The sequence below is a fragment of the Variovorax ureilyticus genome (assembly GCF_050632185.1).
Taxonomy (GTDB): domain Bacteria; phylum Pseudomonadota; class Gammaproteobacteria; order Burkholderiales; family Burkholderiaceae_C; genus Variovorax; species Variovorax ureilyticus_A.
On the sequence record NZ_CP192579.1, the window covers coordinates 1,320,540 to 1,346,739 of the forward strand.

Genomic DNA, 26,200 nt, shown 5'->3' on the forward strand with positions numbered 1-26,200 from the left:
CCATGACCCGTCTGAATGTCGTCCGCGAAGGCGACGGCCCGATCGTCGTGTTGAGTCATGCACTGGGCTGCGACCTGCACATGTGGGACGGTGTGGCTGAGCAGCTCGCCCGCGCGCACACGGTGATTCGGTACGACCACCGTAATCACGGCCGCTCCGAAGTGGTGGCCGGTCCGCTCACGATAGAGGCGCTTGCCGATGACGCCGCGGAACTCATCACGCGCGAGGCGGGCGACGTGCCTATCCATTTCGTCGGCCTGTCGATGGGCGGCATGACGGCGCAGGCGCTGGCGCCGAAGCATCCCGGGATGCTCAGGAGCCTGGTGATCGCGAACTCGTCCGCGCACTATCCCGACCAGGCGCCATGGCGCACGCGCATCGAGACGGTTCAGGCTCAGGGCGTGGCGGCCATCGCATCCGGGGCCGTCGCGCGCTGGCTCACGCCCGAGTACGTTTCGACCCCCGAAGGGGCCGAGGAGGCCCGCAAGCTGACCGAAACGCTGCTGAGTACCGATGCCGCCGGCTACATCGCGAGCTGCCATGCGGTCGCGGCGATCGATTTCCGCGAGAGCAATCGCGCCATCTCGGTGCCCACGCTGGTGATCGCCGGCGCACGCGACGAAGCGACGCCGCCCGCCATGTCCGAAACCATCGCGGAGGCGATTCCGGGCGCGCGCCTGGTCACCATCGATGCGGCGCACCTGAGCGCGGTCGAGCGCCCGGTGGAGTTCAGCCAGACGCTGGTGGACTTCTGGCGCAGCCTCTGAAGCAAGCCGGCCCGGCCGCGATGACGTAGTGGCCCGTGGGGTGATCGGGCCCGCGTCGGTTGAAAGTTCCGCGCGGCCTCATGATGCGGGCCATGCCTACCCGACTCCACATCGATTTCGTGTCCGACGTGTCGTGCCCCTGGTGCGCCGTCGGCCTCGGCTCGCTCGAAGCCGCTCTGAAGAAGCTCGCGCCCGAGATCACTGCCGAGCTCCGCTTCCAGCCCTTCGAGCTGAACCCGGCCATGCCGCCCGAAGGGCAGGATGCCTTCGAGCACCTGAACCAGAAGTATGGTTCCACGCGCGAGCAGCAGGCGCAGGCCCGCGAAGCGATCCGCGCACGCGGCGCTTCGGTCGGCTTCGAGTTCCGCCCCGAAGGGCGCTCGCGCGTCTACAACACCTTCGACGCGCACCGGCTGCTGCACTGGGCCGAGCGCGAAGATCTTTCCAAGCAGGTCGCGCTGAAGAAAGCGCTGCTCAAGGCCTGCCACACCGATGGCGAGAACCCGTCGGATCCCGAAGTGCTGGTGCGCCTCGCGACCGAGGCGGGGCTCGATCCGCAGCGGGCACGCGAGATCCTCGAGAGCCACGAATTCGCCGCCGAAACCCGCGCGCGCGAACGGCTCTACACCGAGGCCGGCATCCATTCCGTGCCCGCGATCATCATCGACAACAAGCACTTGATCTCGGGCGGCCAGCCGGTGGAGGTGTTCGAGCGTGCGCTGCGGCAGATCGCAGGCGCAGCGCCCCCGAGCGTGGCCGTCGCCTGATCGGCGTGTAAAGACCGTCAACCGGCGCAGACGCCGGCTGGTTGAGTGGGGCAGCCCCGGCGGTGCTCCGGGGCGAGGAAAACCCGATGAGAACCCCACGTCGCATGGTGGTGTCCGGACTCCTGCTCACGTCGTCGTTGCTGTTCGGCGCCTGTGCGGCACCCGCCGGCCGAGGATCGCTCCCGCAGGTCCCCGCAGCTGACGAAGCCGTTCAGCTTCGCTGGCTCGAACGGGTGAGCTGGGGCGCGAACGCCGGCGGTGCAAGGGACCTGGAGCGCCTCGGGCTGCCCGAATGGCTGCGCGAGCAACTGCATCCACGTCCCGCCGCGCTGCCTGCAGAGGTCCAGGCTCAGATCGACGCGATGACCATCTCGCACACGCCCGCCGAAGCGATCGTCGCGTCGCTGAGAGCGCAGCGGCGTGCGATGAACGAGCTGGCCGACGAGGAACAGAAGAAGGAGGCGCGCAAGACCCTCCAGCAGGACCTGACCCGCCTCGCGCGCGAGGCGCAGCAGCGCTTCGTTCTGCGCGCGCTTTACTCGCCCAATCAGCTCGAGGAACAGATGACGTGGTTCTGGATGAATCACTTCAACGTGAACGCACGCAAGGCCAACCTGCGCGCGCTGGTCGGCGACTATGAGGAAACCGCGATCCGCCCGCATGCGCTGGGCCGGTTCCGAGACTTGCTCGGTGCCACGCTGCATCACCCGGCGATGCTGCTGTACCTGGACAACGCGCAGAACGCCGCCGACCGGATCAACGAGAACTACGCGCGCGAGCTGATGGAGCTCCACACCCTGGGCGTTGGCAGCGGCTATTCGCAGGCCGACGTGCAGGAACTGGCCCGGGTGCTCACGGGCGTGGGCATCCGGGTGCGCGCGCCCGATGCGCCGCCGCGCATGCAGCCGGATGTCCGTGGCGACTACGTGCAGCAGGGCCTGTTCGAATTCAATCCGAACCGTCATGACTATGGCGCGAAGACGCTGCTGGGCCAGCCCATGACGCAGCGCGGGCTCGCCGAGGTGGACGAGGCGCTCGACCGCCTGGCCCGCGCACCCGCGACGGCGCGCTTCATCTCGCGCAAGCTCGCGGTGTATTTCGTCGCCGACGATCCATCGCCCGCACTGGTGGGCCGCATGGCCGAGACCTTCCGCAAGTCGGACGGTGACATTGCCGAGACGCTGCAGACGATGTTCGAGTCGCGCGAATTCGCCGCCTCGCTCGGCCGCAAGTTCCGCGATCCGGTGCACTACGTGATCGCCAGTGTCCGGCTCGCCGACGACGGCCGTATCGTCAGCAACGTGGATCCGATGCTCCAGTGGATGGCCCGCATGGGCGAGCCGCTCTACGGCCATGAGACGCCCGATGGCTATCCGATGACGCAGGATGCCTGGGCCAGCGCGGGACAGATGAGCACCCGCTTCGAGATCGCCCGGGCCATCGGGGCGAACGGCGGCGTGCTGTTCCGCCGCGACGATGGTGTCCTGGGCGAGCGGCCGGCCCCGCCCGCGCTTGCCGAGTCGCCCGTCGTGCGCCTCGGCCTGCCGTCGATGAGTATCGACACGCGCGAGGCGCTGGCAGAGGCCAGGTCGCCGCAGGACTGGAACACCTTCCTGCTCGCGTCGCCCGAACGGATGCACCGTTGAAGGAGGCTGCCATGCAACGACGCGATGTGCTCAGACTCCTTGGCGCGACCGCCGCTGCCGGGGTGGCCGGTCATCTTGTCGCCGCGCCGGCGGCAGGTGGCGCCAAGCTGCTCGTGGTCTTCCTGCGCGGTGCCTACGACTGCGCGAACGTGCTGGTGCCCACGTCGAGCGACTTCTACTACGCCGCACGGCCCAACATCGCCATCGCCCGACCCGGCGAGAGGGACGGTGCCCTGGCGCTCGATGGCGTGTGGGGCCTGCACCCCGTGCTCGCACCGAGCGTGATGCCGCTGTTCCAGAAGCGGCAGGCCGCCTTCATCGCCTTCGCGGGCACGGACGACCTCACCCGCAGCCACTTCGAGACGCAGGATTCGATCGAGCTCGGCCAGGCGCTCGACAGGCGGCGTGACTACCGGTCGGGCTTCCTCAACCGGCTCGCCATGGTGCTGGGCGCAGGGCCGCGCGTGGACGTGTCGCCCATCGCGTTCACGAACCAGTTGCCGATTGCGATGCACGGCGAGGCTAAGGCGGCCAACATGGCGCTCGCCGGCGTGGGGCGCCCCGGCATCGACGAGCGGCAGAGTCGGGTGATTCAGTCCATGTATCGCAACACGTCGCTGGCGCAGCCGGTCGCGGAGGGTTTCCAGGTCCGCGACGAGGTGATGCGTTCCATGCAGGCCGAGATGGAGGCCGCGAGTCGCGATGCGATGAGCGCCAAGGGCTTCGAGCTCGTCGCGCGCCGCATGGCGCGGCTCATGCGCGAGCGCTTCGACCTGGGCTTCGTCGACATCGGCGGCTGGGACACGCACGTGGGGCAGGGCGGCGCGACGGGCTATCTCGCGAACCGGCTCGACGAACTCGGGCGTGGCCTGTCGGGTTTCGCTGCGGAGATCGGTGACGGCTGGCGCAACACCGTCGTGGTGGTGATCAGCGAGTTCGGCCGCACCTTCCCGCGAAAACGGCAACCGCGGCACCGACCATGGCCATGGAACGGTCTACTGGGTGCTCGGCGGCGGGCTGGCGGCCCGGGCAGGCGGGCGGGTGGTCGGCGAGCAGGTGGCGCTGACACAGGACCGCCTCTTCCAGAACCGCGACTACCCGGTGCTCAACGAGTACCGGGCTGTGTTCGGGGGCTGTTCAAGCGGATGTACGGGCTCTTGCCTGCGCAGCTCGATCGGGTGTTCGAAGGCGTGGCGCCGAAGGATCTGGGGGTGGTCTGACGTTCACCATGCCGACCACGCGCACCCACGGAAACGGGAGCACCATGCCGGGCGGCATCGCGAGTTGTGGCGGCAGCTCGAGGCCGAGGGATTGGAGCTTGCTTTCGACGCGTGCATGGCTCATGGCTGGTTCCCCCGTGCCCGGACATCCGCCACCACGCGCGCATAGCGCTGGAAGCTCCAGTACGCGCTCGCCCAGTCCAGCAGCACCACGAAGCGATTGCGAAAGCCGATCAGGAAGTACACGTGCGCGAACAGCCAGAACAGCCACGCCGCCTTCCCCGAGAAGCGCAGCGGGCCGAAGGGCGTGCCCAGATCGACCACCGCCGAATTGCGGCCGATGGTCGCGAGGTTGCCGTAGTCGCGGTAGCGGAAGGGCTCCGTCGCCCGGCCCGCGATGCGGCGCAGGATGTTCGTGGCGGCGGCGCGGCCCATCTGCTTGGCGCCGGGCGACACGCCGGGCACGGGCTTGGGTTCGCGGCCCGGGCGGTGGCTCATCGCGGCCGCGAGATCGCCCACCACGCTGATGTTCGGATAGCCCGGCAGGCTCAGATCCGGCAGCACCTTCACGCGGCCCGCGCGGTCGGTTTCCGCGCCGGTCACGGCGGCCAGCATGCGGCCCAGCGGCGAGGCGGCGACGCCGGCCGCCCACACCACGCAGTTGCACGGGATGTGATGGCTGCCGACGCCGGCCCCGCCGTCGCTGAACGGCGATTCGACCTGCAGCCCGTGGGGCTCGACCGCCGTCACGCGCGCATTCAGCCGCACCTGCACGCCGAGCTTCTGCAACTGCTCCAGCGCGCGCTGGCTGAGCGATTCGGGCATGGCCTGCAGCACGCGCGGGCCGCCCTCGATCAGCAGCACCTCGGCACTGGCAGGGTCGATGCGCCGGAATTCGCCCGAGAGCGTGTGGCGCGCGATCTCCGCCATGGTCCCGGCCATCTCGACGCCGGTCGGCCCGGCGCCGATCACCGCGAAAGTCAGCAGCGCGCGGCGCTTCTCGGGGTCGGTCTCGACCTCGGCCTGTTCGAAGCTCAGCAGGACGCGGCGGCGGATCTCGAAGGCATCCGCCAGCGTCTTGAGTCCCGGCGCGGCCTGCGCCCATTGGTCGTTGCCGAAATAGCTGTGCGTGGCGCCGGCCGCGACGATCAGGTGGTCCCAGTCGATGAGGGTGCCGTCGGCCAGCCGCACCTGCTGCGCCTTCGGATCGATGCCGGTGACTTCGCCGAGCAGTGTGGTGACGTTCGGCCGGCGCCGGAACAGCACCCGAACGGGCGCCGCGATGGCCGGCGCCGCCAGCCCGGCGGTCGCCACCTGGTAGAGCAGGGGCTGGAAGAGATGGTGGTTGGTCTTGTCGATGACCGTGACGTCGACGTCGGCGCTCTGCAGCTTGCGCGCCGCCTCGAGGCCGCCGAAACCGCAGCCGATGATGACGATGTGCGGGCGGCCGGATGAGGGGGCGTGCTCATTCGCCGGATGATACGCAGGGTCATGGCAGCCGAAAGCGACTTGTGCCAAAGTGGCACGTCCCGCCGCGCCGGCGTTCCGGTCGCCTCGTCCGTCCGGGCGGGGCCTTGTCCTACGGCGTCCTGTTGTGTGCATGGGCTAAAAACCACCAACCAGCACTGGAGACCCCATGAAGTTGACCCAGCCGGCCGTGTCTGCGGCGCAGGCGCTGCGCGAGCGTTTTCAGGCAGTGCGCGCCCACACCCTCGCGCTGGCGGCGCCGCTTTCGGCCGAGGACCAGTGCATCCAGTCCATGCCCGACGCCAGCCCGACCAAGTGGCACCTGGCGCACACCACCTGGTTCTTCGAAACGGTGTTGCTGCAGCCGCACGCCGGCGGTTACCGGTTGTTCGATGAACGGTTTCCCTATCTCTTCAATTCCTACTACGAGGCCCTCGGCCCACGCCATCCGCGCCCGCAGCGCGGGCTGCTCACGCGTCCCTCGCTCGATGAAGTGCGCGCCTATCGTCGGCATGTGGACGAGGCCGTGCTCGCATTTCTCGGCACCGCGGGCGACGTCGACTGGCCGGCGGTCGAACCCGTCTTCACGCTGGGCCTGAACCACGAGCAGCAGCACCAGGAACTGATCCTCACCGACATCCTGCATGCGCTGTCATGCAATCCGATGCTGCCGGCATACCGGCCGGCCTCCGGTCCGGCCCTGCGCCTCGCGTCGGTCGCGCCGTCGATGCGGTGGATCGAGCGCCCCGGCGGCGTCATGGCGGCCGGCCACGCAGGCCCCGGCTTCGCCTTCGACAACGAAACACCGCGCCACGCGACGCTGCTGCATCCTCACGCGATCGCGGACCGGCTCGTGAACTGCGGCGAATACGCGCAGTTCATCGCCGACGGCGGTTACCAGCGCCCCGACCTGTGGCTGTCCGACGGCTGGGCCTCGGTGCAGGCGCAGGGCTGGCGCTGCCCGCCTTACTGGCTCGCGCCCGACGATCCGCGGCTTGCCCATCACGGCGCTGCGGGCGGCTGGCAGGTCTTCGGCCTGCACGGCGTGCGGCCCATGGAGCCCGAGGCGCCTGTCGCGCACCTGAGCTTCTACGAAGCCGCGGCCTATGCGGAGTGGGCCGGCGCCAGGCTTCCCACCGAGTTCGAATGGGAGGCTGCGCACGACGCGCCCGGCATCTCGGAGATGCACGGCCACGTCTGGCAATGGACGCGCTCGTCCTACGACCCGTACCCGGGCTTCCGACCGCTCGCGGGCGTCGCGGCCGAATACAACGGCAAGTTCATGGTCGGCCAGATCGTGCTGCGCGGCAGCAGCGTCGCGACGCCCGACGGGCATGCGCGGGCCAGCTACCGCAACTTCTTCCCGCCGGCGGCGCGCTGGCAGTTCTCGGGGCTGCGGCTCGCGAAGGATCTCTGATGCGAACACAGGCATTCAACGTCCACGCCTTTCGCGCGGCGCAGCGCGCGGCGCCGCTGTCCGACTTCGCGCGGGAACTGCATGCGGGGCTGAGCCAGGCGCAGCGCAGCATTTCGCCGAAGTTCTTCTACGATGCCGCGGGCTCGGCGCTCTTCGATCGCATCTGCGAGCTGCCCGAGTACTACCCGACGCGCACCGAGGTGCGCATCCTCACCGAATGCGCGCCCGAGATCGCGGCGCAGATCGGGCCGCATGCCGAGATCGTCGAGTTCGGCGCCGGCTCGCTCACCAAGGTGCGGCTGCTGCTCGACGCGCTCGAATCGCCCCGGCGCTACGTGCCGATCGACATCTCCGGCGAGCACCTCGAAGCGGCTGCCGAACGCCTGCGCACCGACTATCCGCAACTTGCGGTGCAGCCGATGGTGGCCGACTACACCATGCCGCTGGTGCTGCCTTCGCGCGAGAAGGCCGCGGGGCAGCGCGTCGGCTTCTTCCCGGGTTCCACGCTGGGCAACTTCAGCCCCGCGGAGGCGCTCGCCTTCCTCCAGCTGGCGTGCCGGCTGCTGCGCGGCGGCGGGCTGCTGCTCGGGGTCGACCTCGTGAAGGCCCCCGCATTGCTGCACGCCGCGTACAACGACCCGCAGGGCGTGACGGCGGCGTTCAATCTGAACCTGCTGCGACGCGCCAACCGTGAACTCGGCACCGACTTCGAGCCCGACGGCTTCACGCATGCGGCGTTCTACAACGCGCCGCTGCAGCGCATCGAGATGCATCTGGTGAGCCGCCGCGCGCAGACCGTCACGCTCGACGGACAGCGTTTCGTCTTCGAGGAAGGCGAGACGATCCACACCGAGAACTCGTACAAGTTCACCATCGACAGCCTGCGCGCGCTGGCGGTCCAGGCAGGCTTCCGGCCCGCCGCGGTGTGGACCGATCCGGACCGCCTCTTCAGCGTGCATTGGCTCCAGGCGAGGGATTGACGCAGGCGCTTGCGCTGGCGGCGCAGGCGCGCGAGCATGTGTGCCGGATCCCGTCAGGAGACCGCCATGCGTCCTTCGGTCCTCCGGTTCGCAAGCTTCCTCGTCGCGCTGCTCTGCCTGTGCCTGCCGGTGCTCGCTGCGGCGCAGCAGGCGACCGCTCCGTCCTTCAGCCGCGAGCAGATCGACCAGATGATGGCGCCGATCGCGCTGTACCCCGATTCGCTGCTGTCGCAGGTGCTGATGGCCGCGACCTACCCCGCCGACGTGGCCGACGCCGCGAAGTGGTCCAGGTCCCACCCTGACCAGAGCGGCGATGCCGCCGTCAAGGCGGTGCAGGGCATGCCGTGGGACCCGAGCGTGCAGTCGCTGGTCGCCTTCCCGCAGGTGATCCAGATGATGGGGGAGCAGCCCGACTGGGTGCAGAACCTCGGCGATGCCTTCCTCGCGTCGTCCAGGGACGTGCTCGATTCCGCGCAGCGCCTGCGCGGCAAGGCGCAGCAGCAGGGCAGCCTCCAGAGCAACGAGCAGCAGCATGTGATCGTCGAGCAGGAGCCGCAGACGCAGCAGAGCGTGATCCGCATCGAGCCGACGAATCCCGAGGTGGTCTACGTGCCCACCTACGACCCGGCCGTGGTGTACGGCACGTGGCCCTATCCGGCGTACCCGCCGTACTACTACCCGCCGGTGGGGTACGGCGCCTGGTATCCGGGCTGGTATCCCGGCGCGGCGCTCGCCACCGGCATCGCGTTCGGCGTCGGTGTGGCGGCGGTGGGCGCGCTCTGGGGCAATTGCAACTGGGGCGGCGGCAACGTCAACATCAACACCAACCGCTACAACAGCATCAACACCCATCGCCAGATCGGGGCGAACCAGAACAACTGGCAGCACAACGCGGCCAACCGGCGCGGCGTGCCATACCGCGACCAGCGCAGCCAGCAGCAGTTCGCCCGCAATGTGCCCGGCGTCGACAACCGCGCCGATTTCCGCGGCCGCGACAACGCCGGGCGCAACGCGGAGCGCCAGCGCGCGCAAGCCGCATTGCAGCAGCGCGGCATGGACCCGGCGCAGGGCCGGCAGAACCTGCGCGACGACCCCGCGACGCGCCAGCGCGCCCAGCAGGCGGCGGGCAACTTCGACCGCGGAGGCCGCGCCGGCGATCAGGCCGGCCTGCGTGCGGGCGACCGGGCCGCGGGCCAGACGCGGGCGGGGGATCGCGGCTCCCAGTTCGCGGGCGGGGACCGCGGCGGACAGTTCGGCGCGGGCAGCCGAAGCCAGGGCTTGCAGCAGGTGCAGAGCCGCCCGTCCACCGACAACGCGTTCAGGGGCGCGGCTGGCGGCTCCCCGCAGACGCGGCAACAAGTCGATCGCGGGGCAGCCAGCCGGCAATCGATGGCCAGCTACGGCAATGCCCGCAGCAGCGCGAACGTGAGCCGGCCGTCCGCCAGCTACGGCGCCGGCCGCTCATCGGGGGATTCAGTGGCGGCCGCAGCGGCGCATCCGGCGGCGCCAGCCGCAGCGGCGGCTTCTCCGGTGGCGGCGGTGCGCGCGGTGGCGGTGGCGGCGGGCGCGGCGGCGGAGGACGCCGCTAGTTGCGCGTGGCGTCGGCATTGCCCGAAGGTGCAATGTTCGCCGCAGGGGCGCTTGTCAATAATGAAAGCTGATGGAGGCAGACATGAACGCTTCGATCGTGAAGCGGGTCGCATCGCGCGTACCCGCATTGCACTCTTCGGTGACTCCTGCGGGGGACACGCAGCATGCGTCGCCTTGACGTCCTCGAGCTTCGCGACGAGAAGTCGCAGGCGACCGGCCAACTGACGCGCGGTGCGACGCTGACGGACTACGACGCCCTGGCCCGGTCGGTCGGGCTCGATCCCGTGCGCATGGTGAAGGCGGCTGGCCTGCCGCCGGCGGTGCTTTGCAGCAAGGACACCCTGATCAGCGTCGATTCGGTCGCGGCGCTGCTCGAGGCGTCGGCGCGCGCGTCGGGACAGGAGGCCTTCGGCCTGCTGCTTGCCGAGACGCGCAGGATCAGCAACCTGGGCGTGCTCGCCGCGGTGCTGCGCGAGGAGCCGACGCTGCGCGCCGCGTTGCAGTCCCTGAGGCGCTACATGTGCGTGCAGAACGGCGGCCTGGGCCTGAAGCTCGACGACATGGGCCAGTTCACGATGGCCTTTCTCGAGCTCAAGCTTCAGAAGCCGGGCGACTCGCGCCAGGGGATCGAGATGGCGGCGGGCGTGACGCTGCGCGCACTGCGCGCGCTTGCGCACGAGGACTTCCAGCCGGTCAGCGTCTGCTTCCGCCATGGGAAGCCTCGCAGTCTCGAGGTTCACAAGCGCGTGCTCGGGGCGACGATCGACTTCTCGCAGCCCTTCGACGCGATCGTCTGCCGCAACCGGGATCTGGACCTGCCGATCCCCCTGGCCGACCCCGAACTCGGCCACGCACTCAAGCAATGGCTGGACCAGCAGCTCACGGCGGCAAGCGACGGACCGCTCGACCGGGTGCGCCAGGTGGCGAGGGTGCTGATCCCGAGCGGAAGCTGCTCGGTCGAGCGGGTCGCCGAGCAATTGGGCACGCACCGGCGCACGCTCAACCGCAAGCTCGCGGTCGCGGGCCAGAGTGTCTCGACAGTCATCGACGGCGTGCGCGCCGAGATGGCCGAAACCTACCTCGCCGGGGGCGGGCGAACGTTCTACGAGGTGGGCTACCTGCTCGGATTCGCCTCGGGCGCCGACTTCTCGCGGTGGTTCCGCGGCCACTTCGGCATGACGGCCTCGCAATGGATGGCGCGTCGAGGGATGGGGCGCCCGGGGCGTCCGATCCACGAGCACTCCGAACTCGACGCGATGTGAGGGCGCCGCAGGTCGAGGGTTTGCGAGGGGGCGCCTGTCCCAAAGTGCAAACAAATTGTCCCGCCCTGCAAATGACAGCCGGACAGCGACTCCTAAGATCGCACCGCGCGAGCGTTGGTCGATGGCGAATTGTCAACTCCACACCAGAGGGGGTGTCATGAGGAAATTGCTTTGGACTCTTGCGATCGTCGGAGGCGTGCAGGCCGTGCCCGCGGCCCATGCCGCGGACCCGCAGGTCGATGAACTCAAGGCCCAGCTTCAGCAGGCCCTGAAGACGATCGAGGACATGCAGCGGCGTGTCGAGACGCTGGAGCGGCAGCAGCAGGCGCAGCCTGCACCGGCTGCCGCGCAGGCGCCCGCCGCCGCGCCGGCCGGTGCGCTCGTGATCGCGCCCCGCTCGGTCGCCGACGACAACGCACCGGACAAGGACAAGGCGCATGTCGAGTTCTACGGCCAGGTGATGCTCGACGCGATCTACGACAACAAGCGGATGAACCCGCAGTGGAGCGCGACGCTGCGGCCCTCGCAGATTCCGGTCAACTGCCCGGGCGATGCGGGTTGCGGCAAGGACGGTGCGACCACCTTCAGCGTGCGGCAGTCGAGCCTCGGCTTCAAGTCGTTCATCCCGACCACCTACGGCGAGATCAAGACGGACGTCAGCTTCGATCTCTTCGGCACCGACGGCGGCACGCACGTGCACTGGCTGAACGTGTGGGGCGAACTCGGCAAGTTCGGCGTCGGGCAGTACTACTCGAACTTCATGGACATCGACGTGTTTCCCAACACGATCGACTACTGGGGACCGAGCGGCATGATGTTCCTGCGCAACCCGCAGTTGCGCTACACGCCGTTCGACAGCAACGGCATGAAAGTCGCGCTGTCGCTCGAGGCGCCGAACTCCGCGCTCGACACCGGCAAGCTCACCGAGGTGGACCCGGCCTTCGGCGCGGGCGTGCAGCCGTGGAACCGCACGCCGGATGCGATCGCGTCGTTCCGGTTTGATGGAGATTGGGGCCATGTGCGCGCAGCCGGCATGGTGCGGCAGGTGGGCTACCAGTTCGTGAACACGCCGGGCGGCAACCCGTCAGGCCACCAGACCGGCTATGGCGCGAATCTCTCGGGCGCGTTCAAGTTCTTCGGCGGCAAGGATTCGCTGACCTGGCAGGCGGCCTACGGCCATGCGATCGCAAGCTACGCGAACGACGGCGGCGTGGACCTCGCGCCGAACGCTCTCCTGCGTGCCGAGACTGTTCCCTCGACCGCCTGGTTGCTCTACTACAACCACGCCTGGAACGCGCAGTGGACGAGCGCGATCGGCTACAGCGAGCACCGCCAGAGCAACACCGACGGCCAGCTCGGCAGCGCCTTCCGAAAGGGCAGCTATGCGTCGGCGAACCTCCTCTACAACCTGCAGAAGAACATCACGACCGGCCTCGAATACATCTGGGGCCGACGCGAGAACAAGGACGGCGCATCGGAACCCGATTCGCGGCTGCAGTTCTCGACCAAGGTCACTTTCTAGCCGCAGGAAGAAAGGGAGCAGAAGACCATGCAGTTTCAATCCAGCTTCCCGATCCTCATCGCGCATCGGGACGTCGGCGCACCCTCGGTCGCGGGCGTGCGCATCCGCCAGATCCAGGACGAGATCGAACGCAACGGGTGGAAGACGTTCGCGGTCGCCGGGCAGTCCGATGCCGGCATCGTCGCCGGCGCGCATCGCGGGCTCTCGGCGATCGTGATGAGCGCCGAGCCCGCCCGCGGCGACGCCGAGATGCTCAAGCGCATGGTCGAGGAAATGCACAAGGTGCACGAGCGCGCACCGCTGCTGCCGATCATCGCGCTCGGCGAATCGGCCGCGCTGGAGAAGGGCTCGGCGGCGGTGATCGAGGCGCTGCGCCACCTGCACAGCATCATCTACCTCTACGAGGACACGGTGCCCTTCCTCGCGCGGCAGATCATGCGCGCGGCATCGGAATACCTCGAGAACCTGCTGCCGCCGTTCTTCAAGGCTCTCGCGCACCACGCGGAGCGCTCGGCCTATTCGTGGCACACACCGGGCCATGCAGGAGGCATCGGCTTCACCAAGTCGCCGGTGGGCTTCGCGCTGCATGAATTCTTCGGCGAGAACACGCTGCGGTCGGACCTTTCGGTTTCGGTGCCGGAGCTCGGCTCGCTGCTCGACCACACCGGGCCGGTGAAAGAAGCCGAAAGCCATGCGGCGAGCGTGTTCGGTGCCGACCACACCTATTTCGTCACCAACGGCACATCGACCGCCAACAAGATCGTCTGGCATTCGATGGCGGGGCGAGGGGACCTCGTGGCGGTGGACCGCAACTGCCACAAGTCGCTCTTGCATTCGCTGATCATGACGGGTGCGACGCCGATTTACTTCATGCCGTCGCGCAACGACTACGGGATCATCGGCCCGATCGGTTTCGACCAGTTCTCGCCCGAGGCCATGCAGAGGCGGATCGCGGCGAGCCCGATCGCGCGCGGGAACAAGGGGCAGGTGCGCATCGCGGTGGTGACCAATTCCACCTACGACGGCCTTTGCTACAACGCCGAGATGATCAAGGCGAAGGTCACCGACCAGGTCGACGCCCTGCATTTCGACGAGGCCTGGTACGCCTACGCGGCCTTCCACGAGTTCTATTCGGGCCGCCACGCGATGGGCGTGCCGCGCGGCCATCCGCGCGCGGACCACACGCTGGTGTTCGCGACGCAGTCCACGCACAAGCTGCTGGCCGCGTTCTCGCAGGCCTCGATGATCCACATCCAGGAGTCCGAGAAACGCAAGATCGACACGACGCGCTTCAACGACGCCTTCATGATGCACGGGTCGACCTCGCCGCATTACGGGATCATCGCCTCGCTCGACGTCAGCGCCGCGATGATGGACGGCCCGGCCGGCCGCTCCATCGTGCAGGAGACGCACGACGAGGCGATGAACTTCCGCCATGCGCTGGCCGCGGTGGGCGAGGGCTTCGGCAAGCGTGACTGGTGGTTCCGGATCTGGCAGCCCGAGAAGCTCGACCTGAAGAAGCCGCCGAAGACCTCCGACTGGGTGCTCGCGCCGAACGCGGCATGGCACGGCTTCGGCAAGGTGGCGAACGACTACGTGATGCTCGACCCGATCAAGGTCACGCTGCTCACGCCGGGCCTGGGGGCGGGGGGCAAGCTCGGCAAGACGGGCATCCCGGCGTCGATCGTCACCAAGTACCTCTGGGAGCGCGGCCTCGTGGTCGAGAAGACCGGCCTCTACAGCTTCCTGATCCTCTTCTCGCTGGGCATCACGCGCGGCAAGTGGACCACGATGGTCGATGCGCTGGTCGATTTCAAGACCGACTACGAGAGCAATGCGCCGCTCTCGAGAGTGCTCCCCAGCGTGCTTGCGGCGGGCGGTGCCACCTACAAGGGCATGGGCCTGCGCGATCTCTGCGAGGCGCTGCATGCCTGCTTGCGGGACAACGACACCGCGCGCGCGATGAACGCGATGTACACCGAGCTGCCCGAGCCCGCGATGATCCCCGCCGAAGCCTACGACCGGCTGGTGCACGGGCGCGTGGAGCCGGTGCCGATCGAGGCGCTCAAGGGCCGTGTCGCGGCGGTGATGCTGGTGCCGTATCCGCCGGGCATTCCGCTGATCATGCCGGGCGAGCGCTTCGGCACGGATTCGATCATCGAGTACCTGAAGTTCGCGCGCGATTCGGATGACCGGTTCCCGGGATTCGAATCGGACATCCACGGGCTGCGGTTCGAGGTCGACCGCAATGGAGGGAAGCGCTGGCTGGTCGATTGCGTGAAGGAGGGCTAGCCTCATGAGCCGTTACGCCACCTATTCGTTGCAGCCGCAGGCGATTCCGATTCCGCTGCACAAGTACCTGAAGGTGGTCGCCGTCGTCGATGCGAACAACCACCAGACGAAGGAACTCCTGGCCTGCCCGGCGGCGAACGGCCTTCAGCTCGAGGTCTCGGGACTCTACGAGCGCGATCTCGCCGAAGATGCCGGCGTCGGCGCGTACATCCTCTGGATCGACGGCGAGATGCTCGCGAAGACGCGCAATCTGATGCGCGAGCTGCGCGGCGTGGGCTTTCGCACGCCGGTGTGGATCCTCGCGGACTCGCAGCGCATTTCCGACGTGCCGGTGGTGAGCGGGCTCGGCGAGGTCGAGGGATATGTCTACCTCGGCCAGCAGTCGCCCGAGTTCTACGCCAAGCAGATCGGCGCGAGCCTCGTGAAGTACGGCATGTCGCTCCTGCCGCCGTTCTTCGGCAAGCTCATGGCCTACGACGGCAAGGCGACCATCGCCTTCGACTGCCCGGGCCACCAGGGCGGGCAGTTCTACCGCAAGTCGCCCGCGGGGCAGCTCTTCTTCAAGCACTTCGGCGAAAGCATCTTCCGCAACGACCTGTGCAACGCCGATGTCGAGCTCGGCGACCTGCTGATCCACGAGGGCGCGGCCGATGAGGCGCAGCGGCACGCGGCGCAGGTGTTCGGCGCCGACCGGACCTACTTCGTGCTCAACGGCACCAGCACCTCGAACAAGATCGTCGCGAATGCGCTCTTGCGGCGCGGCGACCTGGTGCTGTTCGATCGCAACAACCACAAGTCGGTGCACCAGGGCGCGCTGGTGCAGGCCGGCGCGGTGCCGGTCTTCCTGCCGACCGCGCGCAATCCCTTCGGGATGATCGGCGCGGTCGACTGGGACGCCTGGGACGAGGCCTCGCTGCGCGAGCGTATCCGCGCGCATCCGCTCATCGAGGACAAGTCCCGTGCTGATCAGCCGCGCCCGTTCCGCCTCGCGTGCATCCAGCTCGCGACCTACGACGGCACCGTCTACAACGTGCGCAAGGTGCTGGAGCGCATCGGCCACCTGTGCGACTACGTGCTGTGGGACGAGGCCTGGATCGGCTACAACGCCTTCCATCCGCTGTTCACCGATCACAGCCCGATGCGGCTCGGCGAGCTTGGTGCGGATGCCCCGGGGCTGTTCTCGACGCAATCGGTGCACAAGCAGGGCGCGGGCTTCTCGCAGGCCAGCCAGATCCACAAGCGCGACGACCACCTGATCGGGCAAGAGCGCTACGTGAATCACCATCGCTTCAACGAGTCGTTCCTGATGAACGCCTCGACCTCGCCGTTCTATCCGCTGTTCGCATCGCTCGACGTGAACGCGAAGATCCATGAAGGCAAGGCCGGCGAGATGCTGTGGGACCGTTGCATCGAGCTCGGGATCGAGACGCGCAAGAAGTTCCGCGAGTTCGGCCGCCATTTCGTGCAGACCGGGCGCAACGTGCAGGAGCAGTGGTTCTTCGATCCCTTCGTGCCCGACCGGGTGACGATCAAGGGCTCGCCGTTCATGGAGGACGTGAGCGACGTGCCATGGGAAAGCCTCGCGACGGACGTCATCAAGCGCGAGCAGCAGTGCTGGAACTTCGACCCCGCGGCCCGCTGGCACGGCTACGCCGGCTACGTGGACGGCTACGCCATGGTCGACCCGAACAAGCTGATGCTGCTGAGCCCGGGCATCGACCGCGCCACCGGCGAGTACCTCGATTTCGGCGTGCCCGCGACCGTGGTCGCGAACTACCTGCGCGAGCAGCGCATCGTGCCGGAGAAGTGCGATCTCAACAGCATCCTGTTCCTCATGACGCCGGCGGAGGACGAAAGCAAGCTCAACAGCCTCATCTCCAAGCTTGTCAAGTTCAAGAACCTGTGGGACGAGGACGCGATGCTGCAGGACGTGCTGCCGTCGCTCTACGCTGCGAACGCCGAGCGCTATGCGGGCTACACGCTGCGCCAGGTCTGCAACGAGATGCATGCGTTCTACCGCGACGCGAACATCAAGGGCCTGCAGGGCCAGTGCTTCCGCGCCGACAACTTTCCCGAGCTCGCGATGCTGCCGCAGGACGCCTACCGCGCGCTGGTCGGCAACCAGGTGGACTACGTGCCGCTCGCCGAGGCGCAGGGGCGCATCTCCGCGACGCTGGCGCTGATCTATCCGCCGGGCATCGGCATCGTGGTGCCGGGCGAGCGATGGGACGAGCGCGCGAAGCCGATGCGGGATTACTTCTGCGCGTTCGAGGAATCGTTCGGCCGGTTCCCGGGCTTCAACTACGAAGTGCAGGGTGTCTATCAGGAGCGAGGAATCGACGGGCGCATCCGCTTCCACACCTACGTGGTGCGCGAATAGCGCCGCCGAAGATGGAGCGGGTCCCGCGGACAACAAACCAAGGAGATGACGATGGCAGCCGTTTCGGAAAAGAAGATGGGTGTGATGGAGTTGACCTTCATCGTGACGGTCAACATGATGGGTTCGGGGATCATCATGCTGCCCGCCAACATGGCGCAGGTCGGGGCGATCTCGCTGCTGTCGTGGATCGTGACGGCGCTCGGCTCGCTCGCGATCGCCTACAGCTTCGCGCAGGCGGGTGTGTTCAACCAGCGCTCGGGCGGCATGGCGGCCTACGCGGAGGATGCCTACGGGAAGGACGGGTACTTCAACGTCTTCTTCCTCTACTTCCTCTCGCTGGCGATTGCGAACGTGGCCGTGGCGAGCTCCGCGTTGGGCTATCTCGCGGCGTTCTTCCCGGTCCTCACCTCTTCTGCGATATCGACCTGCGTCGGCGTCATCGCACTGCTGTGGATCACCACGGTCGCGAACTTCGGCGGGCCCAAGCTGACCGGGCGCATCGGCGCCATCACGGTGTGGGGCGTGATCCTGCCGGTGGGTTTCATCTCGATCGCGGGATGGTTCTGGTTCAACGGCCAGACTTTCTCCGAGGCGTGGAACCCGAAGGGCTTGAGCATCGGCGAAGGCATGGGCTCGAGCATCTCGCTCACCCTGTGGGCCTTCCTCGGCATGGAGTCGGCATCGCAGAACGCCTCGGCGGTCGAGAACCCCAAGCGTGACGTGCCGCTCGCATGCATGTTCGGAACGCTCGGCGCGGCGGTGATCTACATCCTCTCGACGACCGTCATTCAAGGCATCGTGCCGAACGCCGATTTGGCCAAGTCCACGGGGCCCTTCGGCCTCGCGTACACGCAGATGTTCAGTCCTGCGGTGGGCTCCACCGTGATGGCGCTGGCGGCGATGGCCTGCGTCGGTTCGTTGCTGGGCTGGCAGTTCACGCTCGCACAGACCGCCAAGGATGCCGCCGATACCCACATGTTCCCGGCCATCTTCGGCAAGGCCAGTGCGGCCGGTGCGCCGATCGCGGGCATGGTGATCATGGGCGTCGTGCAGTCGATCATGGCGCTCTCCACGATCTCGCCGGACCTGAGCAAGCAGTTCGCCGCGCTGGTGAACCTCGCGGTGGTGACCAACGTGGTGCCGTACATCGTCTCGCTCTCGGCGCTGTTCGTGATCATGCGCAACGCGGGTGTCGATCCCGGCGTCTACAAGCGCAACGCGGTCATTGCGGTCATCGCGATGCTGTATTCGGTGTACGCGCTCTACGCCTCGGGCAAGGATGCGGTGCTCGGCGGCATGCTGGTGATGGCGATCGGCTTCATCATCTACGGCTTCATCGCACCGCGCTTCGCGCCCCGCACTGCGAGCGCCAACGCGGGGTAAGGGGAGGAAGACCATGCGATACGTCAAACCCCGCAATGTTCTGCTTGTGTTGATCGGCGCCACGCTGCTGCACGCCGGCGCCTCGTTCGCAGCGGGAACGCTCGACAAGCTGCGCGAATCCGGCAAGTTCGTCGTCGGCTACGTCTCCGACGGCTCTTCGCAGAAGGACGCGACCGGCAAGGTCGCCGGCTACGCGATCGCGCTGTGCACGAAGGTCGGCGATGCGGCCAGGCAGGAGCTGAAGCTGCCGTCGCTCGCGGTCGAACTGGTGCAGGTGTCGATGGAGGAGCGTTTCAGCGCGGTCGCGCAGGGCAAGATCGACATGCTGTGCGGCGCGGTGCCCACGCTGGAGCGCCGGGCCGAGGTGAGCTTCTCGATTCCGGTGGGCTTCGTCGGCGTCAATGCAGTCATCCGCTCGGATGCGCCCGTTCGCCTCGTGCAGGTGCTCACGGGGCAGGAGCCGCCCCCGTCGGTGATCTGGCGCGGCACCAATGCGCCGGAACGCCGCGCGCTCGCGGTGGTCAGCGGCACGACGGTGGAGCGCGCATTGGCCGACAAGCTCGCCGAGCGGCGCATCGCGATCGACGTGGTCTCGGTCAAGGACACGGCCGAAGGCGTTCAGGCCGTGGTCGACCGCCGCGCCGACGCCTTCTTCGACGGGCGGCCGCTGTTGCTCGACGCGGTCGCGCGCAGCCCGGAAAAGTCGAACCTCGTCGTACTCGACCGGCTCTTCCGGCGCGAGCTGCTCGCGTTCGCGATCCGGCGCAACGACGACGATTTCCGCCTGACGGTGGATCGCGCGCTGAGCCGGATCTACCGCTCGCCGGAGCTGCCAACGATCTACCGCACCTATCTGAAGGACCCGGATCGCGAGACGCTGCAGTTCTTCGAATTGATGGCATTGCCCGAATAGCCCAGACAGGAGGTTCATCATGCAAAAGCTTGGAGTGCACAGCGAGGTCGGCAAACTCAGGACCGTGATGGTCTGCCGGCCGGGACTCGCCCATCAGCGCCTGACGCCCGGCAACGCGGCCGAGCTGCTGTTCGACGATCTCCTATGGGTTCAGGAGGCGCAGAAGGACCACTACGACTTCGTGCTCAAGATGCGCGAGCGCGGCGTGGAGGTGATCGACCTGCACGACATGCTGGCCGAGACGCTGAAAGACGCCGTGGCCCGCGCATGGATACTCGATCGGCGCATCACGGTCAACGACGTGGGGCTCGGTGTGCAGCACCTTCGGGCGTGGCTGGACGAGATGCCGGCCGAGAAGCTCGCCGAGCACCTGATCGGCGGCATCGCGGTGCTCGACGTGCCCAAGAGCGAATGGTCGTCGATGCTCCAGGAGGCCATGGGCGGCACCGACTTCCTCTTTCCCCCGATCCCGAACACGCTGTTCCAGCGCGACCCCTCGTGCTGGATCTACAACGGCGTGACCTGCAACCCGATGTACTGGCCCGCGCGCAAGCCCGAGACGCTGCTGCAGCGCGCGGTCTACAAGTTCCATCCGCGATTCAAGGGTGCGGACTTCAAGATCTGGTGGGGCGATTCGGACGAGCCCTTCGGCGCATCGACCTTGGAAGGCGGCGACGTGATGCCGGTTGGCAAGGGTGTCGTGCTGATCGGCATGGGTGAACGCAGCACGCGGCAGGCGGTGTTCCAGGTCGCGCAGCAGCTGTTCGCGCACCGGGCCGCCACGCGCGTGATCGCCTGTCTGATGCCCAAGAGCCGCGCTGCGATGCACCTCGACACGGTGTTCAGTTTCTGCGACCGCGAGGTTGTCACCGCGTTCCGCGAGGTGACCGACCAGGTGCGCTGCTACAGCGTGCGGCCGGGCGACGGCGACGCGCTCGACATCCGGGCGGACAAGGGGCATCTGTTCGATGTCGTGAGAGAGGCCTTGGGCATCCCCAAGATGCGCGTGGTCGACACCGGCGGCAATGCCCGGCAGGCCCAGCGCGAGCAATGGGACGACGGCAACAACGTCGTCGCGCTCGAACCCGGCGTGGTGGTGGCCTACGACCGCAACACGTATACCAACACGTTGCTGCGCAAGGCGGGGATCGAGGTCATCACCGTGCGCGGCGCAGAACTCGGGCGCGGGCGCGGGGGTGGTCATTGCATGACCTGCCCGATCTCGCGCGACCCGGCGTATTGATCTTTCTGGAGAGCTTCATGAGCTTCAATCTGCGCAACCGTTCCCTGCTGACCGTGCAGGACTACACCCAGCGCGAGTTCCGCTACCTGCTCGACCTGGCGCGTGACCTCAAGCGCGCCAAGTACGCGCGCACCGAGCAGCGCCATCTGCTCGGCAAGGAGATTTGCCTCATCTTCGAGAAGACCTCGACGCGCACCCGCTGCTCGTTCGAGGTGGCCTGCCATGACCAGGGCGCGAATGTGACCTACCTGGACCCGGCGGGCTCGCAGATCGGGCACAAGGAGTCGTTCAAGGACACCGCGCGCGTGCTGGGTCGCATGTACGACGCGATCGAATACCGCGGGTCGAGCCAGACCGGCGTCGAGACGCTCGCGAAGTACGCCGGCGTGCCGGTGTTCAACGGGCTCACCGACGAATACCATCCCACGCAGATGCTCGCCGACGTGATGACCATGCGCGAGCACAGCGACCGGCCGATCCACGAGATCAAGTACGCCTTCCTCGGCGACACCCGCAACAACATGGGCCATTCGCTGATGATCGTCGGCTGCCTCATGGGCATGGACGTTCGCATCTGCGGACCGAAGTCGCTCTGGCCCGCCGAGGAATACCTCAAGATCGCACGCGATCTCGAAAAGCGCTACGGCGCCAAGCTCACCGTCACCGACGACCCGAAGGCGGCGGTCAAGGGCGTGGACTTCATCCACACCGACGTCTGGGTCTCGATGGGCGAGCCGAAGGAGGTCTGGAAGGAGCGCATCGACCTGCTCAAGGCCTACCAGGTCAATGCGGAGCTGATGAAGGCCAGCGGCAATCCGCAGGTCAAGTTCATGCATTGCCTGCCCGCGTTCCACGACAGCGAGACGGTGCTGGGCAAGCAGATCGCCGACACCTACGGCATCAGCAACGGCCTTGAAGTGACCGACGAGGTGTTCGAGTCCGAATACAACGTCGCCTTCGAGCAGGCCGAGAACCGCATGCACACGATCAAGGCCATCCTGGTCGCGACGCTGGGAGACTGACCATGCTCATCGTTACCGCGCTCGGCGGAAATGCGCTGCTGCGGCGCGGGCAGCCCATGACCTCGGAGAACCAGCGCGAGAACATCCGCGTCGCCGCCAGGGCGCTCGCGCCGGTCGCGCGCCAGCACGACATGGTGGTCGGGCACGGCAACGGGCCGCAGGTCGGCCTGCTCGCCCTCCAGGGGGCGGCCTACACCGACGTGGAGACCTATCCGCTCGACGTGCTCGACGCGGAGACCGAAGGGATGATCGGCTACATGATCGAGCAGGAGCTGGGCAACCTGCTGCCTTTCGAGCGGCCCTTTGCCACGCTCCTGACCATGATCGAGGTCGACCCGAAGGACCCGGCCTTCGCGAACCCGACCAAGTTCATCGGCCCCGTCTACGGCAAGGAGACCGCCGACCGGCTCGCGGCCGAGAAGGGGTGGGTCTTCAAGCAGGACGGCGACAGGTGGCGGCGCGTGGTCGCCTCGCCCGAGCCGAAGCGCATCTTCGAGCTGCGGCCGATCAAGTGGCTGCTGGAGCACAACACCATCGTGATCGCGGCGGGCGGCGGGGGCATTCCGGCGGCCTACGCGCCCGGCGCGAACCGCAAGCTGGGCGGCGTCGAATGCGTGATCGACAAGGACCTCGCCACCGAGCTGCTCGCGCGCGAGCTCAAGGCCGACCTGTACGTGATGCTCACCGACGCCGACGCGGTGTACGTGGACTGGGGCAAGCCGACGCAGCGCGCGATCCGGCGCGCATCGCCCGACGCGCTGTCGGCGATGAGCTTCGCCGCCGGTTCGATGGGGCCGAAGGTCGATGCGGCCTGCCGCTTCGCGAAGGCGACGGGCAAGGCCGCGGCCATCGGCGCGCTTGGGGACCTGGAACGCATCATTGCCGGCGAGGCGGGAACCACGGTATCTTCGACGGCGTCCGGCATCGTGCTGGCCAGATAAGGGGCCTCCGGGGAGGTGCCTAGCGGGAGGAGTTCAGATGGAAAACCGTGTTCTCGATCCGATCGACCGCAATTCCGAGATTCTCTTCGGCCTGTTCATGGTCCTGAGCTTCACGGGCACCTTGAGCGTGGCCACCGCCGGCCAGAAGGAGGTGCGCGAGATGCTCATCGCGGCGATCGGCTGCAACATCGCGTGGGGTTTCGTCGACGGCGTGATGTACGTGCTGCGCAACCTCGTCACGCGAGGACGCCAGGCCAGGGTTTGGCGCGAGGTGATCGCGGCGGGCGGCCCCGAAACGGCGCACGGCCTGATCGCGCAGGAACTCGGTCCGCTCGCGAGCGCGCTGGGGCCGTCCGATCTCGAGCGCACGCGGCAGTGGATGGTCGCCCAGCCCTCGCACAGGACGCCGTCCGCGGCGCTCACGCGGCAGGATCTGGTCGGCGGGCTCGGCGTCTTCCTGCTGGTTTTCGCATCGACCTTTCCGCCGGTGCTGCCCTTCCTGTTCTTCAGCGAGGTGCGCCCTGCCATGCGCGTGTCGGCCGTGATCGGGATCGCGATGATGTTCCTGTGCGGCTACGGATGGGGGCGCTACGCGGGGCTGAGGCCGTGGCGCGCGGCGCTCGTGCTGGCCGCGCTCGGGGCCGGCATCCAGGCCGTGATCATCGCGCTGGGCGGTTGACACACCTGACGGGAGACGAGCATGCAGATGCCTGAAGAAGACGACGAACTGGTCTCTCGCGGCGCGTCCGCCCTCATGGACGTGCTGATCCGCGCCGGCCTCGTGCTCGTGCTCGCGCTGCTGTGCTATCGCGTCTTCTCGCCGTTCCTGACCCTGATCACGTGGTCGCTGATCCTCGCGGTCACGCTCTATCCGGCACAGCAGTCGCTCGCTCGCCACATGGGCGGCCGGCAGGGGCTCGCAGCCACGCTGCTGGTAATCGCGGGCATCGTGCTGATCATCGTGCCGACGGCGGTGCTCCTGAGCTCGGTCGGCGACTCGGTGCGACAACTGATCGCCGACGTGCAGAACAACACGCTGAAACTGCCGGCGCCGCGCGACAGCGTCGCGAAATGGCCGTTCGTCGGCGACAGGGTCTTCGCGATCTGGACGCAGGCCCACGATGATCTGCCGGCGCTCGTGCAGAGCCTGCAGCCGAAGATCGGCAACCTCGCACGCAGCGTGCTCGGCGCGATCGCGGACATCGGCGGTGCGCTCCTGATGTTCCTCGCGGCGATCATCGTCGCGGGCATCGTGATGGCCTTCGGCCAGGCCGGCAGCGGGGCCATCCGGGCGATCTTCGTGCGCATCATCGGGCCCGCGCACGGGGTCGAGTTCGCGAACCTGTCCACGGCAACCATCCGCGCGGTGGCGCAGGGCGTGATCGGCGTGGCCTTCATCCAGGCGATCATCGTCGGGGTGTGCCTGCTGATCGCGGGCGTCCCGTGGGCCGGGGTGCTCTCGCTGATCGTGCTGGTGCTCGGCATCGCGCAGGTGCCCGCGGTCATCGTCACGCTGCCCGCGATCGCCTGGCTCTGGACGCGCAGCGACCATGACACCGGCGCCGCGGCCGCCTACACCGTGCTGCTGCTGGTCGCGGGCATGGCCGACAACGTGCTCAAGCCGCTGATGCTCGGCCGCGGTGTCGATGCGCCGATGCCGGTCATCCTGATCGGCGCGCTCGGCGGCATGGCGACCGCGGGCATTCTCGGCATGTTCGTCGGTGCCACCTTGCTCGCGCTCGGCTACCAGATCTTCATGGGCTGGGTCGATACCGGTCCGGCAACCGGTTCGACCATCCCGAAAAGCGATCTGCCGGCCGGCGACTGAAGGCATGCCGACCGCGATCCCGCGTTGGCGCCTTGCGACCCTGGCCTGGTCCGCGTGCGTTGCGCTGGGCGGCTGCACGCTGCTCGGGCCGGATTTCTCGCGGCCGCGGGTGCCGTGGCTTGCGGACTGGTCCGGCGACGCCGGGCGCACGCTCTCCGCCGATGCGCAGCCGCGCGCCGGGCCCGTGGCCGATGACTGGTGGCGCAGCTTCGACGACCCCGTGCTCGACGAGCTCGTGGCCGAGGCCCAGCGCCTCAACCCCGGCGTGCGCCTCGCGGCGATGCGCATCCTCGAATCGCGCGCGCAGCTGGGCATCGCGGGCAGCGGCCTCTATCCGCAGGTGCAGCAGGTGAACGCCAATGCGCTGCGGGCCGGACAGCGCCAGTCGCGCGGCACGAGCACCGCCTTCTGGAGCGCCAGCGCGGGCTTCGACATCGCCTGGGAGATGGACTTCTGGGGCAAGTACCGGCGCGGCATCGAGTCGGCCGATGCGGGCTACTTCGCGAGCATCGCGCAGTACGACGACCTGCAGGTGCTGGTCGCGGCGCAGGCGGCCAGCCTCTACGGCAGCATCCGCACGACCGAGCTGCGCCTTCGCATCGCGCACGAGAACGCCGAGATCCAGAAGCGCAGCCTCCAGATCACCGAGCGGCTGTTCAAGAGCGGCAACGAATCCGAGCTCGACGTGCAGCAGGCGCGCTCGCTGTACCTCGGCACGCTCGCGACCATCCCGGAGTTCGAAGGCATCCTGCGTCAGTCGCAGAACGCACTCGCGGTGCTGCTCGGCCGGCCGCCCGGCCCCTTGCCCGAGATGGCGGCCGGGCAGGGCCGCATCCCGCGCGCGGAACTCGGGCTGATCGTCGACGTGCCCGCCGACCTGCTGCGGCGGCGCCCCGACGTGCGCGCGGCCGAGATGCAGCTCGCCGCGCAGTCCGCGCTGATCGGCATCAGCGAGGCGGCGCTCTATCCCTCGATCGCGCTCGGCGGCACGCTCGGCCTCTCGGCCACCTCGATCGCGGGTTCGTCGAACACCGCGACCTGGGCGATCGGGCCCGCGCTGGTGTGGAACGTGTTCGACCATGGCAACCTCCGGAACCAGGTGCTGGTGCAGGACGCGCGCTTCCGGCAGCTGCTGGAGCAATACCAGAACACGGTGCTGACCGCCGCGCGCGAGATGGACGACGCCGCGGCCGGCTTCGCGAGCAACCGCGCGCAGATCGACCTCCTCGAAGGCGCGGTGCAGGCTGCACGCCGCTCGCTCGACATCGCGACGATCCAGTACCGCGAAGGCCTGGTGGACTTCCAGCGTGTGCTCGATTCGCAGCGCACGCTGTTCAGCCAGCAGGAACAGCTCGTGAGCACGCAAGGCAGCGTGGTGCAAAGCCTCGTGGCCCTCTACAAGGCCTTGGGCGGCGGCTGGCAGGCCGGCCGCGACCGGCCGCTGCCGATCGACGAGGACACGCGCCGCGCAATGGCCGAACGCCGCGACTGGCAGCCACTTCTGGACGATCCCCTGCCGCCCCCGGGGCGGCGCCACCTTCGCGGCAACGGAGCGACACC

18 protein-coding genes and 2 pseudogenes are annotated in these 26,200 nt (G+C 68.1%); 19 read left to right on the forward strand and 1 reads right to left on the reverse strand.

Annotation, left to right across the window (positions count from 1 at the left end; all coding sequences use genetic code 11):
- Nucleotides 1-2 precede the first annotated feature (2 nt).
- The 4 genes and pseudogenes from ACQ858_RS06515 to ACQ858_RS06530 all read left to right on the forward strand — a co-directional run bounded on the left by ACQ858_RS06515 (nt 3) and on the right by ACQ858_RS06530 (nt 4,400).
- Nucleotides 3-767: an alpha/beta fold hydrolase gene (locus ACQ858_RS06515; protein ID WP_431275935.1), complete on the forward strand. Its 765-nt coding sequence runs from the start codon at nt 3-5 to the stop codon at nt 765-767.
- Nucleotides 768-859: 92 nt separating this feature from the next.
- Entirely contained in the window at nt 860-1,534 is a 675-nt protein-coding gene (locus ACQ858_RS06520; protein WP_431275936.1) for a DsbA family oxidoreductase, read from the forward strand.
- A gap of 86 nt (nt 1,535-1,620) precedes the next feature.
- Complete coding sequence (locus ACQ858_RS06525; RefSeq protein ID WP_431275937.1) at nt 1,621-3,180, forward strand: DUF1800 domain-containing protein; 1,560 nt, start codon at nt 1,621-1,623, stop codon at nt 3,178-3,180.
- Nucleotides 3,181-3,191: 11 nt separating this feature from the next.
- Nucleotides 3,192-4,400 (forward strand): annotated as a pseudogene (locus ACQ858_RS06530) (DUF1501 domain-containing protein).
- 120 nt (nt 4,401-4,520) lie between these two features.
- On the opposite strand, the gene ACQ858_RS06535 reads toward ACQ858_RS06530, so the two are convergent.
- The gene (locus ACQ858_RS06535) at nt 4,521-5,837 is read right to left on the reverse strand and encodes an NAD(P)/FAD-dependent oxidoreductase (protein ID WP_431276805.1); all 1,317 of its coding nucleotides are present in this window, start codon (nt 5,835-5,837) and stop codon (nt 4,521-4,523) included.
- A gap of 199 nt (nt 5,838-6,036) precedes the next feature.
- On the opposite strand from ACQ858_RS06535, the gene egtB reads away from it, so the two are divergent.
- From egtB to ACQ858_RS06610, 15 genes and pseudogenes are all read left to right on the forward strand, one after another.
- Complete coding sequence (gene egtB, locus ACQ858_RS06540) at nt 6,037-7,284, forward strand: ergothioneine biosynthesis protein EgtB (RefSeq protein ID WP_431275938.1); 1,248 nt, start codon at nt 6,037-6,039, stop codon at nt 7,282-7,284.
- Nucleotides 7,284-8,264 (forward strand): L-histidine N(alpha)-methyltransferase, encoded by a 981-nt coding sequence (egtD, locus tag ACQ858_RS06545; protein ID WP_431275939.1) that lies wholly within the window; start codon nt 7,284-7,286, stop codon nt 8,262-8,264. The genes egtB and egtD overlap by 1 nt, the downstream gene beginning before the upstream one ends.
- A 66-nt stretch (nt 8,265-8,330) precedes the next feature.
- The gene (locus ACQ858_RS06550) at nt 8,331-10,079 is read left to right on the forward strand and encodes a DUF3300 domain-containing protein (protein WP_431275940.1); all 1,749 of its coding nucleotides are present in this window, start codon (nt 8,331-8,333) and stop codon (nt 10,077-10,079) included.
- Nucleotides 10,019-11,116: an AraC family transcriptional regulator gene (locus ACQ858_RS06555; protein WP_431275941.1), complete on the forward strand. Its 1,098-nt coding sequence runs from the start codon at nt 10,019-10,021 to the stop codon at nt 11,114-11,116. The genes ACQ858_RS06550 and ACQ858_RS06555 overlap by 61 nt, the downstream gene beginning before the upstream one ends.
- A gap of 157 nt (nt 11,117-11,273) precedes the next feature.
- Complete coding sequence (locus ACQ858_RS06560) at nt 11,274-12,638, forward strand: DcaP family trimeric outer membrane transporter (RefSeq protein ID WP_431275942.1); 1,365 nt, start codon at nt 11,274-11,276, stop codon at nt 12,636-12,638.
- Between the two features lie 27 nt (nt 12,639-12,665).
- Complete coding sequence (locus ACQ858_RS06565; RefSeq protein WP_431275943.1) at nt 12,666-14,930, forward strand: Orn/Lys/Arg decarboxylase N-terminal domain-containing protein; 2,265 nt, start codon at nt 12,666-12,668, stop codon at nt 14,928-14,930.
- A 4-nt stretch (nt 14,931-14,934) separates the two neighbouring features.
- Nucleotides 14,935-17,310, forward strand: a complete 2,376-nt coding sequence (gene speC / locus ACQ858_RS06570; protein WP_431275944.1) for an ornithine decarboxylase — start codon at nt 14,935-14,937, stop codon at nt 17,308-17,310.
- Between the two features lie 51 nt (nt 17,311-17,361).
- A complete protein-coding gene (gene potE / locus ACQ858_RS06575; RefSeq protein ID WP_431275945.1) occupies nt 17,362-18,693 on the forward strand; it encodes a putrescine-ornithine antiporter in 1,332 nt (443 codons plus the stop codon).
- A 13-nt stretch (nt 18,694-18,706) separates the two neighbouring features.
- Nucleotides 18,707-19,606, forward strand: a complete 900-nt coding sequence (locus ACQ858_RS06580; protein ID WP_431275946.1) for an amino acid ABC transporter substrate-binding protein — start codon at nt 18,707-18,709, stop codon at nt 19,604-19,606.
- A 19-nt stretch (nt 19,607-19,625) separates the two neighbouring features.
- Nucleotides 19,626-20,849: an arginine deiminase gene (locus ACQ858_RS06585; RefSeq protein WP_431275947.1), complete on the forward strand. Its 1,224-nt coding sequence runs from the start codon at nt 19,626-19,628 to the stop codon at nt 20,847-20,849.
- Nucleotides 20,850-20,866: 17 nt separating this feature from the next.
- Complete coding sequence (locus ACQ858_RS06590) at nt 20,867-21,871, forward strand: ornithine carbamoyltransferase (RefSeq protein WP_431275948.1); 1,005 nt, start codon at nt 20,867-20,869, stop codon at nt 21,869-21,871.
- 2 nt (nt 21,872-21,873) lie between these two features.
- A complete protein-coding gene (gene arcC, locus ACQ858_RS06595; RefSeq protein ID WP_431275949.1) occupies nt 21,874-22,812 on the forward strand; it encodes a carbamate kinase in 939 nt (312 codons plus the stop codon).
- Nucleotides 22,813-22,849: 37 nt separating this feature from the next.
- Entirely contained in the window at nt 22,850-23,491 is a 642-nt protein-coding gene (locus ACQ858_RS06600; RefSeq protein ID WP_431275950.1) for a VIT1/CCC1 transporter family protein, read from the forward strand.
- 21 nt (nt 23,492-23,512) lie between these two features.
- The gene (locus ACQ858_RS06605) at nt 23,513-24,640 is read left to right on the forward strand and encodes an AI-2E family transporter (RefSeq protein ID WP_431275951.1); all 1,128 of its coding nucleotides are present in this window, start codon (nt 23,513-23,515) and stop codon (nt 24,638-24,640) included.
- A 4-nt stretch (nt 24,641-24,644) separates the two neighbouring features.
- Nucleotides 24,645-25,997: pseudogene (locus ACQ858_RS06610) on the forward strand (efflux transporter outer membrane subunit); the annotation flags it as partial.
- Nucleotides 25,998-26,200 lie beyond the last annotated feature (203 nt).

Bases quoted from the DNA above. Each gene is read 5' to 3' on its own strand.
- ACQ858_RS06565 (WP_431275943.1), top strand. From the start codon at position 12,666: ATGCAGTTTCAATCCAGCTTCCCGATCCTCATCGCGCATCGGGACGTC.
- ACQ858_RS06560 (WP_431275942.1), top strand. From the start codon at position 11,274: ATGAGGAAATTGCTTTGGACTCTTGCGATCGTCGGAGGCGTGCAGGCC.
- ACQ858_RS06605 (WP_431275951.1), top strand. From the start codon at position 23,513: ATGCAGATGCCTGAAGAAGACGACGAACTGGTCTCTCGCGGCGCGTCC.
- ACQ858_RS06590 (WP_431275948.1), top strand. From the start codon at position 20,867: ATGAGCTTCAATCTGCGCAACCGTTCCCTGCTGACCGTGCAGGACTAC.
- ACQ858_RS06585 (WP_431275947.1), top strand. From the start codon at position 19,626: ATGCAAAAGCTTGGAGTGCACAGCGAGGTCGGCAAACTCAGGACCGTG.
- ACQ858_RS06600 (WP_431275950.1), top strand. From the start codon at position 22,850: ATGGAAAACCGTGTTCTCGATCCGATCGACCGCAATTCCGAGATTCTC.
- arcC (WP_431275949.1), top strand. From the start codon at position 21,874: ATGCTCATCGTTACCGCGCTCGGCGGAAATGCGCTGCTGCGGCGCGGG.
- ACQ858_RS06515 (WP_431275935.1), top strand. From the start codon at position 3: ATGACCCGTCTGAATGTCGTCCGCGAAGGCGACGGCCCGATCGTCGTG.
- potE (WP_431275945.1), top strand. From the start codon at position 17,362: ATGGCAGCCGTTTCGGAAAAGAAGATGGGTGTGATGGAGTTGACCTTC.
- egtB (WP_431275938.1), top strand. From the start codon at position 6,037: ATGAAGTTGACCCAGCCGGCCGTGTCTGCGGCGCAGGCGCTGCGCGAG.
- ACQ858_RS06580 (WP_431275946.1), top strand. From the start codon at position 18,707: ATGCGATACGTCAAACCCCGCAATGTTCTGCTTGTGTTGATCGGCGCC.
- egtD (WP_431275939.1), top strand. From the start codon at position 7,284: ATGCGAACACAGGCATTCAACGTCCACGCCTTTCGCGCGGCGCAGCGC.
- ACQ858_RS06555 (WP_431275941.1), top strand. From the start codon at position 10,019: ATGCGTCGCCTTGACGTCCTCGAGCTTCGCGACGAGAAGTCGCAGGCG.
- speC (WP_431275944.1), top strand. From the start codon at position 14,935: ATGAGCCGTTACGCCACCTATTCGTTGCAGCCGCAGGCGATTCCGATT.
- ACQ858_RS06550 (WP_431275940.1), top strand. From the start codon at position 8,331: ATGCGTCCTTCGGTCCTCCGGTTCGCAAGCTTCCTCGTCGCGCTGCTC.
- ACQ858_RS06525 (WP_431275937.1), top strand. From the start codon at position 1,621: ATGAGAACCCCACGTCGCATGGTGGTGTCCGGACTCCTGCTCACGTCG.
- ACQ858_RS06520 (WP_431275936.1), top strand. From the start codon at position 860: ATGCCTACCCGACTCCACATCGATTTCGTGTCCGACGTGTCGTGCCCC.